This window comes from Anaerobiospirillum sp. NML120448 (genome assembly GCF_023050945.1).
Lineage (GTDB): Bacteria > Pseudomonadota > Gammaproteobacteria > Enterobacterales > Succinivibrionaceae > Anaerobiospirillum.
Genome location: NZ_JALKIM010000032.1, coordinates 20742 through 38380, shown reverse-complemented (window position 1 = coordinate 38380; position 17639 = coordinate 20742). Strand labels below are relative to the sequence as shown.

The window sequence follows — 17639 nt, the reverse complement described above, 5'->3', positions numbered from 1 at the left end:
AAAAAAGAATCTAATGAATCTATTGACTCATTAATTTTAGGTGCAACATAAGGCTCGGATTTAGGCATTCTAGCTCCTTGATTACGGTTATACTAAAATTATACAAAATTCATCTCCCCAAGTTGCGGTAAAAATAGGGATTTAGCTACATTATAGGTAATGAACTATAAGCTTACTTGGTAGCCGACTACCTATAATGAACTAACAAAGAAGCTTGATGATATTTGCTTGATCTATCCTAGTTCCGTAAGTATATAGTACGGAAGTAGGATCTATAGGGTAAAAGGCCTAACCTCAACTTTTTTAGGCTAGGCCTATGATCTTAAAAATAAGAATTAAATCTTACTTCTTTGAGTAATGAACATCATCTAAAGCACGGAGGCGATCAGCTGCCTGCTCTGGGGTAAGATCACGTTGCTTCTCAGCAAGTAACTCAAAGCCAGCCACAAACTTCTTAACGGTTGCTGAACGTAAGAGTGGTGGATAGTAGTGAGCATGCAACTGCCAGCCATCATGAGGCTTGCCATCAGAAGGTGCATTGTGCCAGCCCATAGAATATGGGAATGAGCACTCAAAGAGGTTGTCGTAACGAGTGGTAAGCTTCTTAATACATAAAGCTAAATCATCACGCTGCTCATCAGTTAACTCGTTGATAGACTTAACTAAGAACTTAGGTAAAATCATGGTCTCGAAAGGCCAGAAAGCCCAGTATGGAACTAAAGCTACAAAGTGCTCAGTTTCAACTACAATGCGCTCTTTTAACTCAAGCTCACGCTCAACGTAGTCTAATAATAATGGGCGACCATGCTTAGCAAAGTAAGCATCTTGTTGCTTTACTTCCTTGGTGATCTCATCAGGTAAGAAAGAGCAGGCCCAGATTTGGCCATGTGGGTGAGGATTAGAGCAGCCCATAATAGCGCCCTTGTTCTCAAATAATTGAACCCACTTATACTCTTGAGATAACTCAGTTAACTGAGAGGCCCATAAATCAACTACACCACGGATCTCCTTAACTTCCATTACTGGTAAAGTCTTAGAGTGATCGGAGCTAAAGCAGATAACACGAGCAGTACCACGAGCAGGCTCTAACTTGAATAAATCATCGCCCTCTGGAGCATCAAGAGGAGTATCAGGCATTAAAGCAGCAAAGTCATTGGTGAAAACGAAGTTCTGCTCATACTGAGGATTAACATCGCCATTAACACGGGTATTGCCTGGGCATAAGTAGCAAGAAGGATCGTAAGTTGGCTTTTGCTCAGCACTATTCTTCTCTACCTGGCCATTCCAAGGGCGCTTAGCACGGTGTGGAGAAACTAATAACCACTCACCAGTTAGAGCGTTATAACGACGGTGTGGATGATCGGATACGTTGAAATTACTCATAATATTATTCCTAGCACCCCAACTACCTTAGGCTTTTGATGGAGTTGGGGTGCTCTTCTTGATTATTCGGTTTAAGATCTTAATATGCTTAAAAAGTTAAGCATCAGCAAAAAAAGTAATTACTTAAGGCACTAAAGCATTAAGTGCTCAAACCTAAACTAATTGATCAAGTGGTCTTAATATCATTTAGCTTGGGAAAATAAATCTCTCAATGGCGGTTAAGAAATTTAATATGGCAACCAAACTCTACTTTAGCAGACCTAAGTATTAGCTAAGCTAATAAATTAGTCTTCGTAGCCGTTTGGATTGTTCTTTTGCCAGTTATAAGCATCACGAGTCATGTCGTCTAAGGTGTGAGTTGCAACCCAACCTAACTCGTTCTTAGCCTTAGCAGGATCAGCATAGCAGCTTACTACGTCACCTGCACGACGTGGGGCAAACTTATGTGGTAACTCACGGCCAATAGCCTTAGAGAAGGCCTTAACCATGTCTAATACGCTATAGCCATTACCAGTACCTAAGTTGTAAATGTGAACACCAGCATTGTCTAAGCAGTGCTTTAAGGCAGCTACGTGGCCTACAGCTAAGTCAACAACGTGGATGTAGTCACGAATACAGGTACCATCTGGAGTTGGGTAGTCATTACCAAAAATTGATAAGCACTCTAAACGACCTACAGCAACTTGAGTGAGGTAAGGCATGAGGTTGTTTGGAATACCACGTGGATCTTCACCAATTAAACCAGACTCATGAGCGCCTACAGGGTTAAAGTAACGTAATAAGGTAATGGAAAATTCAGGATGAGCAATTTGTAATTCTTGAGCCATGTACTCAACGTCAACCTTAGTTTGACCATAAGGGCAGTTAGCTCTCTTAACTGGGCTATCCTCAGTTAAAGGTACAGCATCAGGCTCACCGTATACGGTAGCAGAAGAAGAGAAGATAAAGTTCTTACAACCAAAATCACTCATTACCTGAAGTAAAACACGAGAACCATTTACGTTTACGTCGTAATACTCTAAAGGCTTCTTAACAGACTCACCTACAGCCTTAAGGCCAGCAAAGTGAATTACGCCATCAATCTTGTGATTTTTGAAAACTTGAGCTAATTGCTCGTAAACACGAATATCGCCTGCATAAAATGGAACAGAGCGGCCACAGATTTGCTTAATACGAGCTAAAACAGCTGGCTTCGCATTTGAAAAGTTATCAAAAATAATAGGCTCGTAACCAGCCTTAACGAGTTCAATTACAGTATGAGAACCAATATAACCTGCACCGCCAGTAACTAAAATAGTAGCCATGAACTATGTCCTAAACTTATTGCAAAACAGTAGAACTCTACCTCTAGTACTAAACGCTCCTCATGCTTTTAGTCTTAAGATTAAGCTCAACTATTTTTCATTAATGCTTGATAAAAGCATAGTGAAAGTAGCACAGCAAAAGTTAAGCTATAAACTTAGTTTTGCCTAACAATTTAGTGTAAAGCAATATGACTTTAACTAAATTGAGCCAGCTCTCAACGCTACAAATTCTCATTACAAATACTTATCTTTTTTAAGTTCTTCCTCAATTAAGCAGCAATTCAGTCCCTAAAAAAACACACAACCTAAAAACTGAAAAGCCAGCTTGAACTTTAAAAATAAAATTTATAAAAAGAAGATCCTTAAAAACTTGATTGTCAGCTGCGCTTTATTAGTGTGCCGCCTATAGCGGGGAAACCTTTAGAAATGGTTTTAGTTGGCATACTAAAAAAAATTGCTATCTCTTGTTTAAGATGCAATCTTAAGCGCACAGCGCCTGTTATGGTCAAGTTTGTGATTGTATTATAGCTAATTTATTAGCAAGCTTCACAAATAATTTCATTTGTCTCATTACTGACCAAAATAGCTATCGTTGTACCTTATTGGCTTATTTATCATGATTTTTTGTCAAAGTAGCTATGCATATTGTTCCTACAAATGGCTTAAAAACGCATATATTGTTCTAAGCTTTACTATATCTTAGAGCCTGTCATACAACCACAGATATTATTTAATTGAAATTTCCTCTACCTGTTTGGTTTACTCATGATTTTTTGATCTAAATTAAATTTTGTGATGTATATGATAGAGAGAATCATCTTTAAGGCCTTATACTGTTAAGCGACTTTCATCGTTTACATTAGTTAAACTAATAGTCACTTCTACTCTACAAAGCCGTTTGTTTACCTTGTCGCTCCCTTATTCTTTAGCCAAACTATGTGTAATACTATTACACTTAACTAATTAGAGAGTGTACAGTTTTGACAACTAACAACACAAAGCTTGCTTAAAGCTTTATGCTATACAGTATATGAGACACTCATCGCTATTATCTTTTTTAAAGTGTGTGGTGAAATGTGTTCTTGGTTACCTAAGGACAAATTGTTGTAATTCATCTAATACCTAAGCTAAGACAAGAATTTGCTGAACTTTATCTAAACTATTTTTTCTTCTAGTCTTAATCTTAGTTTATATAGATGCAGATGATTTTTTTGGGGAGTTAAAAAAGAAAGATGCCCACCATACGTGATGTAGCATTGAGAGCAAATGTATCCATTGCAACCGTCTCTCGAGTAATTAACAATTCGGCTAAGGTTAGCCCTGCTGTAAAAGAAGCTGTACTTAAAGCTCAAAAAGAGCTTAACTTTTCACCTAATGCTAATGCCCGTGCCTTAGCTCAACGTGAATCAAATACTATAGGCATGGTTGTCTCAGATGTATCTGATCCCTACTTTGCTACTGCTATTCGCTCCTGTGATGATGCTATTCAGGCCTCAGGTTTTAATCTATTAATTGCCCAAGGACATCATGACGCAGAAAGAGAAAAACGAGCCATTGACTCTTTAATTTCTTATAAGTGCCGTGGCTTAGTAGTACACGCTTTGGCTTTAAATGACGATATTATGCGCGATTATCTTGACCGTGTTGACTCTATGGTACTAATTAATCGCGTCATTAAAGGATATGAAGAGCGCTGTCTTAACTGTGATAATTATGCAGGTGAATGTTTAGCCGTAGGTGAACTGATTGAAAAAGGACATACCAAAATTGCCTTTATCAATTCATCTCACCAAATTCTTGATGCCTCTGAACGTCTTCAGGGCTATGTGGACACACTAACTAAATACCATCTTAAATTTGACCCTAATTTAGTAGCAGAAGCCCCTCCATCTATCGAAGGTGGAGCACAAGCTACTAAGAGCTTATTAGCCAAATTAAAACCTGGTAAAGACTTCACAGCTATTGCTTGTTATTCTGATGTAATGGCTATAGGTGCTATCCCAGTGCTTTACTCTAATGGCTTTACTGTTCCTGATGATATTAGTATTACAGGTTTTGATAACCTCTATTTAAGCTATTGCTCATGGCCAGCTCTAACTACTATTGATAATCCAATTAAAAGGATGGCCGAAGAGGCAGTAAATCGTGCTATCACCCTCTACAGCCGCAACCCATTAGACCCACCACACCGTTTAGATGTGTCTTTAGTAAGACGTGATTCAGTAAAAGATCTCAACGCCAAAGATACTAAAAAGAAAAAGAAAAGTACTTAACTAATAGCCGTAGTTAATACCTCTACATTAAAGCAAGGTCATATCTTTCATTATTTATGGTCTTGCTTTATCTTTTTTGAACAAAGCACCCTATTATGTTTAGAGTTAATTTTGTCCATATGCTAATATTAAGCTCACTTCCATACCACTACTAAGGGCTATACCACTACTGGTTTCCCTAATTTTAGCTGAGATTCTTTTTGTGGCATACATCTTAGCTACCGTCTCTTGTTTGATTTTTTTGGTTTGTTTTTAATGAAAAAAATGAAACTACACACCTCTTATGAAGAAAGAAAAAAAGAGGGTCGTAATGTCGAGCGCAAAATTAGTTGGGGCGAAGGAGTCACCGAAGGTGTTCCTTTTACCAAAAACATGCTTCACCCAAGATATTGGGGAACTTGGCTAGGATTTATTGTTCTATTTCTGATAGTAAATTTACTACCTTATAAATTGACCATGGCTTTAGGTCGACTTTTAGGTAGAACGATGCAGCGCATCTTAAAACCAAGGCGTTATGTAGTAAGCACTAATTTAAAGCTAGCCTTTCCTCAAATGTCTCAAGAAGAGCGAGAACAGCTGCAAACTCGTATTTTTGAAAATGCAGGTATGGCTGTCTTTGAAACAGGTATTGCCTGGTTCTGGCCTGACTGGCGTATTAAGCGCATGCTTATTATTGACGATAAAGAATTGGCTTTAGCTAAAGAACTAGCTAAAGAGAACACTCGTACCATTGCTTTTACCTGCCATATGGTAACTTTGGAAATTGGTGCTCGTCTTTACGCCTTAGCTATTAAGCCAGGTATTGGCGTTTATAGAAGCACCGATCACCCTGTAGTGGAATATGTTCAAGTAAAGGGACGTTTACGTTCTAACTTAGCATTAATTGACCGCTCTGATGTCCGCTCTATGGTTAAAGCTGTTATGAAGGGCTATCCAATTTGGTATGCTCCAGACCAGGACTATGGCTTAAGCAGCTCAGTATTTGTGCCATTTTTTGGCGTAGAAAAAACCTGCACAGTAACAGGCCTGCATGACTTAGCCCGTATTAAGGGCGTAAAAGTTCAACCATTTTGGGTGGTAAGAGAAAAAGAGGGCTATAGACTAAGAGTTTTAGCACCTTTAGAAAACTTCCCTACCGAAGATGAAGTAGCTGACACTATTACTTCTAATCAATACGTAGAGCAAATGATAAGAAGTGATTTAGCCCAGTATCTTTGGATGCATCGCCGCTTTAAAAATCGCCCCGAAGGCGAACCAAAGCGCTATCCAGAAATTGAATAGCCCTTGGCTAATCTTTATTTAAAGCTGTAGCTACCCCCATGTTAGGTTAGCTACAGCTTTAGCTTATCAACCAAATCAAAGCTTAGCCAAACAACTAATCCATCACTTGTAATTACAATCCCGCTCCTTCCCACGCCCAAGACTTACACGGTCAACAACAAAGACAACGACAAGACTAAGCCAACACCAACACCAAAGACAACACTAACGCAACGCAACTCTTAAAGGCAACAGCACCTACCACGACTAACTCCTCCGCCTCTTATTAGCTTATTATTGGCAACTTGATATCTGAGCTTTGTAAAAGCCTAACCCTATCACACTTTTAATATTAGAATGCAGTACACTAATTTTGTGAAATTTATTAATAATTTTCCGTTAATGCTTTTGCTACATATGTAGTTGTTGAAAATAAGGTTGTAATTATGCGCTCTCCCCTATTAGCTTCAGCTTTACTGTTATGCTCCTTTTCCAGCGCTATTGTTCTAAATGGTTGTACATCAGCTCAAGATGATGCTTTAGCCAATAGTGTCATCACCGCTCTACCAAATGAGGTAAGAGGCTGCGTGTTTTTAGGTAATGTTGATACTGCCCCTAGAATGACTATTGAAAATGCTCGTTTTGACCTCAAGCTTAAAGCAGGCATGATAGGCGCTACTCATGTCACTGAGTCTTATGCCTATGCACAATTATTAAACCGCCTTAGCCGTGACGTTGGCATTGCCCTGTCAGGCCGTGCCTACCGCTGCCCTCATGGCTTAGGCCCAATAATAAGTGATCCCCAGGCTAAAGCTCGTTTACCTTACAGCTTGCCTCAACCAACCTTAAACGATGACGATCCATTCTATTGGCACTAAAGCATTAAAATTAAGGCAGGTGCCTCAACAAGAACCAAGCTTGTTTTAGCTACCTGCCTTAGAAATTTTTATGAAATGCCTTGGCTATAAAGTGCCAGGAGGTAAAGCATTTGCTTTGCCATACTGCGGAGGTACAAAGCGGGCAGCTGCCTCAGCAAAAATCTCATCAAAGATTTTAGCTACATCCTCACACTGCTCTGGTCTATCCTCAATAGCAATAATACGAGGTAAATCAGCTAAGCTAATGCGGTGATAGCACTCACGTATAGCTAAGTAAGCCTGCTTGAGCTTGCTGGTAGTTTCCTCACTAAGAATATTTAAACGAGCACACTCATCAAAGATACGGACATTATCTGACCATAAAACCATATCCTGATGGTGTGGGGCTTCTCTTAGTAATAAATATTGGGCAATAAACTCAATATCCACCATACCACCACGGCCCTGCTTAAGGTCAAAGAGCTTATCTGAGCTTCTGTCTAAGAAGTTACGCATTTTCATGCGCATAGCATAAACATCATCAATGAGCTTGATCTCATCACGCTCAGTTCGTAACACCTGATCACGAATTTTATTAAAAGCATCGATAACATTAGGAGAACCAGCTACTGCACGAGCACGCACTAAGGCTTGATGCTCCCAGGTCCAGGCTCTATTTTGCTGATAATTCTGGTAAGCACTCAAATCAGTCATTAATAAGCCAGAATCACCGTCAGGACGCAAGCGCATATCCAGGTCATAAAGCACGCCGCCAGACATTCTAGTAGTACAAAGATGCATAAATCTTTGTACAAAACGCTGGTAGAACATGGAGGCTGGCACTGGGTTGCTACCAGTGGTCATCTCATCGTTAATATCACGAATGAACACCATGTCTAAATCAGACTTATAGCCCAGCTCAATGCCGCCTAGCTTGCCGTAAGCAATAATGGCATAGCCAGGATCAGTGGCATCTTTACCCTCAGGAGAACCATACTTTTGTACTGTTTGTTTCCAAGACAATACCGCAATCTCACGTAATATAGCCTCAGCCAGCCAAGTTAAGGAGTCAGAAATTTTCATCAAAGGTAAGCTTTGAGACTGATCTGACATAGCAATACGTAAGACCATGGTTTTCTTAAAGAGACGCAACTCCTCCATTTGCTCCTCAAGGTCATCAGGATCAATTCTTAAGAGTCGCTCGTTAAGCCAAGCTAAGTACTCCTCAGTATGAGGTGGCTGCTTAAAATAGCGTGGGGCAATTAACTCATCTAGCAAAATAGGATGAGCACTAATTAAAGCACCCGCAAAGTTATTACCATTGAGCAAGTTTAATAGCTTTTCTCTAGTGCCATCATTTTCAGCTAACAGCTGTAAATAAGTAGTACGTAGCGCTACCTTTTCAATCAGCAATGATACTTTATTAAATAAAGCAGGAGCATTCTTATATTTTGCTACTCCCTTAATAATTTTCGGCATTAAGCGCACTAAAGTATCACGGCCAATAGGGCCTACAGGTAATCTACCTAAAGTATGGTGTAAGTTAATAATACCCTGAGCCAATGCATGGGCATTGGTTACCTTACTGTTAGAGGCAGTATAGGAGCTCTTGTTATCGTTGTTGGCACTTGGAATGCCAGGCTCAGCCATTAGTGGAATTAAGACAGGTTCTAGTTCCTCTGCTGATAAACTAGCCTCCCATAACTCAACATTTTCAGAACTTTGAGCCTCCCTATCATCATCAGAATCTCTCATAATAGAGACAAACTCTTGATGCACCATATGACGAATTTGCTCTAATTCGTCAGTAAGCTCAGCAAAGCTACCCTTATTCATACCAATAGCCACACGCATTTGCTCTTTAGGGGATACTGGTAAAGTCTGGGTTTGCTTATCGGCCAGCATTTGAGAGATGTTCTCTAAGCGGCGCAAGTAAATGTAACATTCATCTAAGCGTACGCATACCTCATCAGGCAACAGCTGTAACTTACTAATATTGCGTAAGGTTTTACGCAAGCTACGCTCTACCATCTCAGGAATACGCCCGCCCCTCATTAACTCAAATACCTGAGCAATGAACTCAATTTCACGAATGCCACCTGAGCCAAGTTTGAAGTTGTCGCCCAAATTACGACGGCGCACTTCCGATTCAATCATGCGCTTAAGCTTACGCAAAGACTCAATAGCACCATAATCTAGGTAACGACGATAAACAAAAGGACGAAGCAGCTCAATTAGCTCATCGCCATAAGATCCCCAGTTATGATAGTCGCCAATAAGCTTGGCTTTTACTAAAGCATAGCGCTCCCAGGTACGGCCTTGAGTTTCATAATAGGAAGAAAGGGCATCAAAAGAAGATACCAATGGACCTGCATCACCAAAAGGACGTAAACGTAAATCGATACGATAACAAAACGAATCAGCAGTAACTTCACTGAGCAAATTAGAAAGACGCTGTACTACTTTAGTAAAGTACTCTTGAAAAGTTATTGAGCGAGTGCCACCTTCAGTTTGACCATCGTAAGGATAGCAGCACATCAGATCGATATCTGAGCTAAAGTTAAGCTCACCACCACCTAATTTGCCCATGCCTAAAATCAATAAAGGCATTTGCTTGCCATCTTTATCATAGGCATCGCCAAATACCTGTTTTAGACCATCTCGGACTACATAAACAGTTCTATCTACTATGCTCTCAGCTAAGTTAGATAAAGAGACAAAAACTTCCTCAATATCTGCACTTCCAGTTAAGTCACGCCATGCAATAATTACCATACGGCAACGACGTATGACTCTCAGACGCTTTTTTAAGTCGGCATCACTAAGGCCTGGCACAATCTGCTCATGAATACATTCAGTAGCATCTAAGGAAAAGCAATGGTCATCCAAAGCACCTTGGGCAATAAGATCCGCACACTCTTTAGGATATTGAATCAATGTCTTAGCTACAAACTCAGACATGGATAAGACATACATAAGCTCTGTACGTCTTTCAAAAACATCCATTTGCTCAGCACTAGCTCGTTGCTTAAGACGCTCATAATAATTTTTGCCGTCCGCTAACAACTCCTCTGGTAGCTGAGGCAATTGCTTAGGGTTAGGAAAAATAGCATAAGGATAATTACCCAAAACTAGCATAAGCATTTCCTTAACAGAATAATCAGTGATGACCCAGAATAAGAATTTAGCTCCAGATCAAACTCAAGAGTTAACTTATGCTTCCATAATATCAGTCTTAGAGCCACTTAAGCGCAACTGTAATTAAAATTAGTGATTCACTCTCCAAAGAAACTCGCTAAACCGCCCGCTCCCCAGCCCCAGCACACCATCGTACTATCGCTCCATTGCGCCATCGCACCAGCACGCCTTTGCTAAATCACGCCCTCACAACCTCCACTTACACGAGCACTTAAGCTACGATGCTACAGGAATGTTCACCTAATTATTGGAACAACAAGATGCATTAAATCGTGTATTAACGCTAATGCACTAGGCATAAAATTTTGGATTGATTAGCAGTGTGCTGAAAATTAGTTTTCCAAAAATTAGATAAAACTTTCCCTACGATGCCACGCAGCCAACCAAAAGCCCATCAGTCCGTCAGCCCGTCACTCTCAATGAACTCTACATCACTGCTATGTACTGTACTGCTCAGCACTACAATGCAAAGCCATGCTATGCATGGCAAGTGCCTGCTATGCGCTACCCTAGCTTATAGATGTTCTAATAGGAATTACCATGCGCTGCGCCAAGAGTGCAATAAGCAAAAAAGCTGGGATACGTACTGTAAGCCCAGCTTTTGTTGGTAATTCAATAAGTATTAGTGAGTGCTATTTTTTAAAGCCTAAACCACCATCTTTTTGCTCAAAGTAATCAGGAACAAAAATGACGTTCATAAAACCTGCCTCTTCATCTTTTTGAGGATTCTTAAGTCTCTCGTAAGCTTCGTCCAAATAAGCACCATCTACAAGCTTTAGCTGAGCACTAGTTTGAGTTTCATCAAATACAATTACATACACCTGATAGCCATAATTGTTGATTAAATTATGATAAAAGTCAGGTTTGCCACGTAAAGCCATTAAATTAGGAGCAAACTCACTAACAATTAAAGGCTTAAAGCCACGTTCAAAAAGATTCTTTGCACCATCTAATACAAATTGCTCATGGCCCTCAGTGTCCATTAAGATGACATTTGGCCACTCTTTAGGATCTAATGCGCCATAAACATTGTCCATAGTGTCTGTAGCAATCTGAATTTGCTCCAGCTTAGTTTGATCAAGAGATTCTAAGTTTTCATTATGAACTAATGAGCTACTACCATCATTATGCTTGTTAACAAAGAAATCACTCTTGCTCTTTTCATTGGATAATGCAAAGCCAAAGACCTTAATCTGACGTTCAAGCTGATTAAGCTCAACATTGCTATTTAGAATTTCAATAGTCTTTGGATTAGGCTCAAAAGCATCAACACTTACTTTATGGGTAAGCTTAGCAGCCACAATAGAGTACCAACCAATGTTAGCTCCAATGTTAGCAAACTTAAACTTGCTGTATTGCTGAGCAAACATGTTAATTATCTGGCTAACTAATAAGCTCTCGCCAGGTTCCCAAGAGCCAATATAGTGTAAGCTTTGAGCGATATAGCTATGGTACACATCAGGATCATAAGTGCGCATGACAAATGGACTGAGATCGCCTGCATGACGTTGACCTTGTGGCAAACTGTCATTAAATTCTTGCTCTGCGGCGAGGTCTAATGTAGCAATTTCTTTTGGCATGTTAATTAAGGCAAAGAAATCACCCTCTTGTTTTACGCATACCAAATGAAAAGTGTAGCCCAAGCAATGCTTTGGATTAGCAGCAATTAATGCCTCTAACTGCTCTTTAGTTTCAAAGTTGTTTTGCTGTACTGCCTGAATTAATACAGGGCTTAGCTCATAATTGGTCTTTAATAGCTTAAAGTTAATATTGGCTTGATCAAAAGCCTTACAGGTCAAATAGCTACGCTTATCTTGAGCAAGAACCTTACGCTGCTGAGCATCAAAGAACTTAACAGCATCTACAGCAATATTGCGCACAATAGCTGGATCGCTAAAAGCATTATTGTAAATTGGTGCAGCAGTAGTAATTTTAATGTAGGCACCATGGGCACAAATACGATAGAGTTCCTTTAAGATCTGTAGTAATGATAGGTTTTCCTTACCACCATTAATTCTTTCTAAAGTATAGTCAAACTTAGCGCTACATACGCTATTGTCTTTAATAGAGCTTAAGTCTGCCCAAGCCCAAGGTTCAAAGACGGCACTCTTATTATTTGCCTGCTCTTGTGCAAGATCAAAAGTGTTGATATATCCCTTGCTCGCATCCAAGCCGTCGCCAAAGTTTAAACAAATCATTTTACTATTCAATACTCTAATCTAAATGGAACTCTTGTTCCTTATGGGCCGTATCTTTAAATATGTGTTTGATTATGACACTTGTAAACTAAACAGCCAGTAATATAGATATTGCGCAAAGAGCTTACCGATTTTGTTCTCTGCTAAAAACTTTCTATTATCTCACAACTATGCTTAACATTTATTACTACTTCGGCTTATAATTGCCTGTCACAAAATAATATGTGCTGGTGTTTACATGCTTGTAGCAAAGCTCACTTCCTAATTATTTTGTATTGCTTATGTAAGCTGATCTTTTGTTTAGTTAATATAGGATTATTTAAGTGCGCATTAATAAGACTTTTCCTTTTGCTCTGGCTTTTAGCCTATGTTTTGGTATTGGTTTAGCCAGTGCAGAACCAACAGCTAATGCTGCACCAGCTACTAACAATGTAGAGCAGGCAACCACAGACACTACTCAAACTCCTGCCCCTAAGCCAAAGCCTGATGCTAATGGCTATTATGTTGGCGGCCCTGTTTATGTAGCTGATAATGTTAAAGTGTGGACTCGTTCAGGCCCTTCTGAGGGTTATAGAGTAACTGGCAGCCGTTCTATTGGCGATGAGCTTACTTTTTTACGTTACTCAGATAATGGCCGTTGGGCTCAATTAAAAAAAGATGAAGATACTTTCTGGATTCAATTAGAGAGCTTAACCCCACAAATGTGTGGTGCTCCATTAGTTGATAAGCTTAATGGTGAAATTAAGGATCTTGAGTATCGCTTAGCTAACTACGATAACGAACTATCTCGTGAGCTTAAAACAGCCCAAGAACAACTAGCTATCCTTACTAAAGAGAATGCTAACCTTAAGAATACTCTTAGCACCAAAGATGCCACTATCAATGAGCTTGATGAGCTCTACCGTGAATATGCAGACCGCTTAGAGACTAAAGAGCTTGATATGCAAATGCGTTGGTGGATGCAGGGTGCCATTATTGCTTTATGCGGCGCTGTAGCTGGCGTAATCTTTGTCTTTATTCCACGTCCAACTCGCAAGCAAAGACGCGATCGCTATTAGTACAAAATAGCCCTCCACATTTTTAAATAAGAGCTGCTAAGCACCTTTGTTTAGCAGCTCTTATTTTTTGCCCTACCAATAAGTCCCTAAGTATGGTCTCAATATTTAAGCCAATCTCCTAAAAATAGCTGTTGCTCCATTACTTGCGCAAACTGATGCACATGATTATTTTAGATGGCGTACTATGCAACTTTGCGCAGAAATGATTGCCTCTGATAGCACTTTAGCTAATAGTGATGCCTGTGTTGCTGAGGCTGGCGTTTGGCGTGGCTATTTTTCATCTTTGATTAATGCAGCCTTTAAAGATCGTACCATTCACTTGTTTGATACTTTTGAGGGCTTTAACAAAGAGCAGGTCAATCATGATTTTGATAAGGGACTAATCGACAACTTCTTTAAAGATCAGCAAGACTTTAACTCTACAAGTATCGATTTAGTTAAGAACAATCTTCCTTTTAAAGACAAAGCTTGCTTTCACAAAGGCCTATTTGAAGACACTTGCCAGGAAGTTAAAGATCTTAAATTTGTCTTTACCTCTTTAGACATGGATCTTAAGCAACCAATGGCAGCAGCTTTAGAGTTTTTCTATGAGCGCACCCTACCTGGCGACTTTATCTTTATGCACGACCACAATCACAGCATGATTCGTGGCATTAAAGAAGTAGTAGCCGAATACAGGCAAAAACATGGCCGTCTTGCCAAATTGCCAATTGCTGATGAAGGCAGCTCTATTATTATCGTTAAGTCTTAACCACTAGCTATCACAATAGGTATTTCAAAAGTTTAGAACTTGCATTTAAGCACAAAGCAATCATCAGGAAATGCAAGTTTCAATAATAAGGGCTATTGATAGAGCACTTAAGACTTTTGCCATCGAATTTACAAATAGACTGACACATATCACTAGTAAGCACAGGAGAAGTGTCAGTCTTGCTCCTATAAGAACAACATACATCAGTTAACGCTGGTCACAATCTTTTCCTAACTTAGGAATCATTAATACTGCATCAGGTACTTCTTTCCCTATGTTTTCTTTGCCAATGTACCTTTTAACTTTCTCAAGCAACTTATTACGGCGAATTTTAAAGTAGACCTCTGCACGATCAAAACTGCAATGAGTTCTTAATACAAAGTTATAAATGCCAAGAATTTGCGCTTTTGAATAAGATGGCCGTCCAATGCCTTCGTTGTACAAGCGTAGCTCATATTCACCATGAACGTTTAAAAATGCCAGATGCCAAGAAACAATTCCTTTGCTTTGGCCAATTGCCCTACAGATCCTAACGGCACCTTGGCCCTCTTTGTGTAGCTCGATCAGCTGTTCTAATTTCGCCTTATCCATTTCTCAACACAAACAATATAAAGAAGCTATTTCATAATATATTCTCAGCCTATACAGACATAAGCTTTGTAACCGACATAAGCATATGTGCCTTCCACAATCAAAGACAATTGAACATTAAATGCCAGTGTTTAGCTGGCCTTAAAAGACAGCTACCAAAAAGAGCTCAATTCAGTTTTGCCCAATTAATCCATCTGACACTATCACTGATAAGGGCCACAAGAGTTTAAATGGTCACAAACCCTATTATTACCTGGTTTTTGTTCAGCTTTTATTTTGTCTGTACAGGTAGTCTATTATATTACTTTTAGGCTCTCCCCCCCCCCCTATTTTTTGATATTGAAATACCGTTTCGCTAGTATTACTTACATAGAATTTAACATGGCTTTGATTGCAACAAGGTCTCAGATTTAGGCTATACAACAAGCTCTAGAGCACTCATCTTACTTCTCATTTTCTTATAATTATGTCAAACAACCTTTCTCACTCAAGCAGCAACAATAATGCAATAGTTGCTAATATTATTGAAAACAACCAAAAGATTAGTCTTAATGCCGAGCAATTTGGTAATTATGTTGTCAGCCATTACGAGACTTTTAACTTTCCTTTGCTAAAAAACTTTGTTGATTACCGTGAAAACCAGGTAATGGCTCAAAGACTTGCCAGCTTGAAAGCAGGCATGGATGAAGTTTCTTGCGCCTACATCGATCATCACGAGCGTCTATTAGACTTAGCTAAATGCACTGATGCAGTACTGGTGAAAAAAGACTTTTTATGGACTGCAGAAGACCAAAAGCTTTTTAAAAACTACCATACCATTAAAGAGCAAGGCACTATTCCCTTAGTTAACGAAGTTAACCTTGAGTGGGGCTCAAGCATTACTAATCGTTATGGCATGTATGATGTGCCTACCGAAAAGCTATCTACTGTTAACGGCAATGCAGTCATTGATGTTGGTGGCTATGTAGGTGATAGCCTTTCATTATTTAGAGCACTTTTCCCAGAGTCTAAGATTTACACTTTTGAGCCAAGCAAGGCTTCTTTTGACACTTTAACCAACCTTTTCAAGCAAGATATCAATCAGGGTAATATTATTCCTGTCCAAAAAGGCTTAGGCGATGAAAAAGGCATCTTAAAGCTTAGTAAAGGCCAAGGCTTACAAAGTGATGCTACTGCAAGTATGGCAATGGACTATGGCTTAGGCCCTGACTCCTATGAGGAAGCTGAGGTAATTACTTTAGATGAGTACGTCCAGGAGCATAATTTATCTGTAGGCTTAATTAAAGTTGACGTTGAAGGCTTTGAGCCTCAAGTGCTAAAGGGTGCTCTTAATACCATTAAAACCCAACGCCCAGTACTGGTTTTGGCCACCTATCATAATGGCTACGAGTTCTATGAGCTAAAAAGCGTAATTGAGGCTTTAAATCTGAACTATAGTTTCCAATTACGTCGTAGTACCCTATGCCACCCATTAGTAGATTTAGCACTTATTGCAATTCCTAACTAATACAACTAGCCCCATTAATGAAGAATTAATGGGGCTATCTAATTAAGGTATCTTAAGCATATGCTTAAGCTTTAATAATCTAGAACCGACTGAGTCTTGGCTTTGCGACTCAATGAGGCATGGCAACTATTCTTGGCTTTGCGACTCATCGTGGCATGGCGACTCTTCCTATCTTGGCTCCTCATCCTGAGGTTGCTCGCTATCTGGTAGTTCAATTTGGATGAAGTCCATGAACATGTCTTTTTGACCAGGGGTGAGTTGAACCCTATTTTGATTAATGATGGACAATAAGCGCCAATCATCAGGAATCATTAAGAACTTGCTCAAGTCCTCATTTTTCATAAATGAGATAAAGTCTTTAATATCCTCATAAGGAACATCTACTCCTTGAGCCATCATTTTAGGCAAATCATAGTCCCACCAGTTGAGCTCTAAGAGATCACTAATTACCTCATCAGCAAAGCGATATTTTTGAATCTTTGGCTTGCCATTAGAACTTCCACTTATTACAGCATATGGAGGAACATCCTTGGTGATCACAGCGCCCGCACCAATTACGGCACCATGACCAATAGTCACATCGCCAGGAATAATAGCATGTGCACCTACCCACACGTCATTGCCAATGTTAACTTGAGCTGTATTTTGCCAGTTTCTTTGTTCTAGCCATTTAGGCATATTGGGAATCTTGTCGGTAATACCAGGGAAGTCATCGCTATGGAAAAAAGCCCCAGAAGTTGAAGCTGCTTTGTAATTATGATATCCCAAGCCTAAGTCTACTTGATGGCCTATAGAGCAATAGCGTCCAATCTTAGTAGTTACTACTGTAGATTGAGGCATGATATAGCTATAGGCATCAATTTGAACACGATAGAGCGTTGTTTGTGGCTTAATGTTTACTGGACCATTAAACAAAAAATTACGAGCAATGGTAGTCGATGGCGAAATATATAAGCCCAAAGGCGCTAATTGGCCGCAGACTAGTTCACTTAAAGTACTTGGGCCAGCAATTTTAACAATCACAATACTTCCTATTAATGGCAAACAATTAAAACAAATAAACCAATAGGCCTTATCTTAACAAAATTAAGTTCTTATCTCTTCTATATGATGAAACATAATCTAAGTTAGCTAAAAACTAGAGCTCCCTGCCACCACCTTTTCGTTTTAGCTGTTTAATTAAACAAAAAGGGAAGTTGTTGGCAATGTATAAGCTTGCACAACTGCTTCCCCTTTGTATTAAATTACTTTCACCACTG

General features: G+C 39.4%; 12 protein-coding genes. 6 read left to right on the top strand and 6 right to left on the bottom strand.

Annotation, left to right across the window (positions count from 1 at the left end):
* Nucleotides 1-342: 342 nt before the first annotated feature.
* Nucleotides 343-1383 (bottom strand): UDP-glucose--hexose-1-phosphate uridylyltransferase, encoded by a 1041-nt coding sequence (locus MXE38_RS06995; RefSeq protein WP_246913478.1) that lies wholly within the window; start codon nucleotides 1381-1383, stop codon nucleotides 343-345.
* Nucleotides 1384-1667: 284 nt separating this feature from the next.
* Entirely contained in the window at nucleotides 1668-2687 is a 1020-nt protein-coding gene (gene galE / locus MXE38_RS06990; protein ID WP_246913477.1) for a UDP-glucose 4-epimerase GalE, read from the bottom strand.
* Nucleotides 2688-3919: 1232 nt separating this feature from the next.
* On the opposite strand from galE, the gene MXE38_RS06985 reads away from it, so the two are divergent.
* The 3 genes from MXE38_RS06985 to MXE38_RS06975 all read left to right on the top strand — a co-directional run bounded on the left by MXE38_RS06985 (nucleotide 3920) and on the right by MXE38_RS06975 (nucleotide 7098).
* Nucleotides 3920-4960: a substrate-binding domain-containing protein gene (locus MXE38_RS06985; RefSeq protein WP_246913475.1), complete on the top strand. Its 1041-nt coding sequence runs from the start codon at nucleotides 3920-3922 to the stop codon at nucleotides 4958-4960.
* A 255-nt stretch (nucleotides 4961-5215) separates the two neighbouring features.
* Nucleotides 5216-6241, top strand: a complete 1026-nt coding sequence (gene lpxL / locus MXE38_RS06980; RefSeq protein ID WP_246913473.1) for an LpxL/LpxP family Kdo(2)-lipid IV(A) lauroyl/palmitoleoyl acyltransferase — start codon at nucleotides 5216-5218, stop codon at nucleotides 6239-6241.
* A gap of 425 nt (nucleotides 6242-6666) precedes the next feature.
* On the top strand, nucleotides 6667-7098 hold the full coding sequence (locus MXE38_RS06975) for a hypothetical protein (protein WP_246913471.1): 432 nt from the start codon (nucleotides 6667-6669) through the stop codon (nucleotides 7096-7098).
* An 84-nt stretch (nucleotides 7099-7182) separates the two neighbouring features.
* On the opposite strand, the gene glnE is transcribed toward MXE38_RS06975, so the two are convergent.
* Both glnE and MXE38_RS06965 read right to left on the bottom strand, forming a co-directional pair.
* Entirely contained in the window at nucleotides 7183-10215 is a 3033-nt protein-coding gene (gene glnE / locus MXE38_RS06970; protein WP_246913469.1) for a bifunctional [glutamate--ammonia ligase]-adenylyl-L-tyrosine phosphorylase/[glutamate--ammonia-ligase] adenylyltransferase, read from the bottom strand.
* A gap of 692 nt (nucleotides 10216-10907) precedes the next feature.
* Nucleotides 10908-12473, bottom strand: a complete 1566-nt coding sequence (locus tag MXE38_RS06965; RefSeq protein WP_246913467.1) for an FkbM family methyltransferase — start codon at nucleotides 12471-12473, stop codon at nucleotides 10908-10910.
* A 323-nt stretch (nucleotides 12474-12796) separates the two neighbouring features.
* Between MXE38_RS06965 and MXE38_RS06960 the strand changes: the two genes are divergently transcribed.
* Both MXE38_RS06960 and MXE38_RS06955 read left to right on the top strand, forming a co-directional pair.
* The gene (locus MXE38_RS06960) at nucleotides 12797-13531 is read left to right on the top strand and encodes a TIGR04211 family SH3 domain-containing protein (RefSeq protein ID WP_246913464.1); all 735 of its coding nucleotides are present in this window, start codon (nucleotides 12797-12799) and stop codon (nucleotides 13529-13531) included.
* A gap of 184 nt (nucleotides 13532-13715) precedes the next feature.
* Complete coding sequence (locus MXE38_RS06955; RefSeq protein ID WP_246913462.1) at nucleotides 13716-14282, top strand: TylF/MycF family methyltransferase; 567 nt, start codon at nucleotides 13716-13718, stop codon at nucleotides 14280-14282.
* Between the two features lie 207 nt (nucleotides 14283-14489).
* On the opposite strand, the gene MXE38_RS06950 is transcribed toward MXE38_RS06955, so the two are convergent.
* Nucleotides 14490-14873, bottom strand: a complete 384-nt coding sequence (locus tag MXE38_RS06950; RefSeq protein ID WP_246913461.1) for a hypothetical protein — start codon at nucleotides 14871-14873, stop codon at nucleotides 14490-14492.
* Nucleotides 14874-15339: 466 nt separating this feature from the next.
* Between MXE38_RS06950 and MXE38_RS06945 the strand changes: the two genes are divergently transcribed.
* On the top strand, nucleotides 15340-16380 hold the full coding sequence (locus MXE38_RS06945; protein WP_246913460.1) for an FkbM family methyltransferase: 1041 nt from the start codon (nucleotides 15340-15342) through the stop codon (nucleotides 16378-16380).
* A gap of 168 nt (nucleotides 16381-16548) precedes the next feature.
* Here the strand turns inward: MXE38_RS06945 and MXE38_RS12525 are convergent, their stop codons facing one another.
* Nucleotides 16549-17403: a CatB-related O-acetyltransferase gene (locus MXE38_RS12525; RefSeq protein WP_246913459.1), complete on the bottom strand. Its 855-nt coding sequence runs from the start codon at nucleotides 17401-17403 to the stop codon at nucleotides 16549-16551.
* Nucleotides 17404-17639: the final 236 nt, after the last annotated feature.

Bases quoted from the DNA above. Each gene is read 5' to 3' on its own strand.
- MXE38_RS06945 (WP_246913460.1), top strand. From the start codon at position 15,340: ATGTCAAACAACCTTTCTCACTCAAGCAGCAACAATAATGCAATAGTT.
- glnE (WP_246913469.1), bottom strand. From the start codon at position 10,215: ATGCTAGTTTTGGGTAATTATCCTTATGCTATTTTTCCTAACCCTAAG.
- MXE38_RS06995 (WP_246913478.1), bottom strand. From the start codon at position 1,383: ATGAGTAATTTCAACGTATCCGATCATCCACACCGTCGTTATAACGCT.
- galE (WP_246913477.1), bottom strand. From the start codon at position 2,687: ATGGCTACTATTTTAGTTACTGGCGGTGCAGGTTATATTGGTTCTCAT.
- MXE38_RS06955 (WP_246913462.1), top strand. From the start codon at position 13,716: ATGCAACTTTGCGCAGAAATGATTGCCTCTGATAGCACTTTAGCTAAT.
- MXE38_RS06965 (WP_246913467.1), bottom strand. From the start codon at position 12,473: ATGATTTGTTTAAACTTTGGCGACGGCTTGGATGCGAGCAAGGGATAT.
- MXE38_RS06950 (WP_246913461.1), bottom strand. From the start codon at position 14,873: ATGGATAAGGCGAAATTAGAACAGCTGATCGAGCTACACAAAGAGGGC.
- MXE38_RS06975 (WP_246913471.1), top strand. From the start codon at position 6,667: ATGCGCTCTCCCCTATTAGCTTCAGCTTTACTGTTATGCTCCTTTTCC.
- lpxL (WP_246913473.1), top strand. From the start codon at position 5,216: ATGAAAAAAATGAAACTACACACCTCTTATGAAGAAAGAAAAAAAGAG.
- MXE38_RS06985 (WP_246913475.1), top strand. From the start codon at position 3,920: ATGCCCACCATACGTGATGTAGCATTGAGAGCAAATGTATCCATTGCA.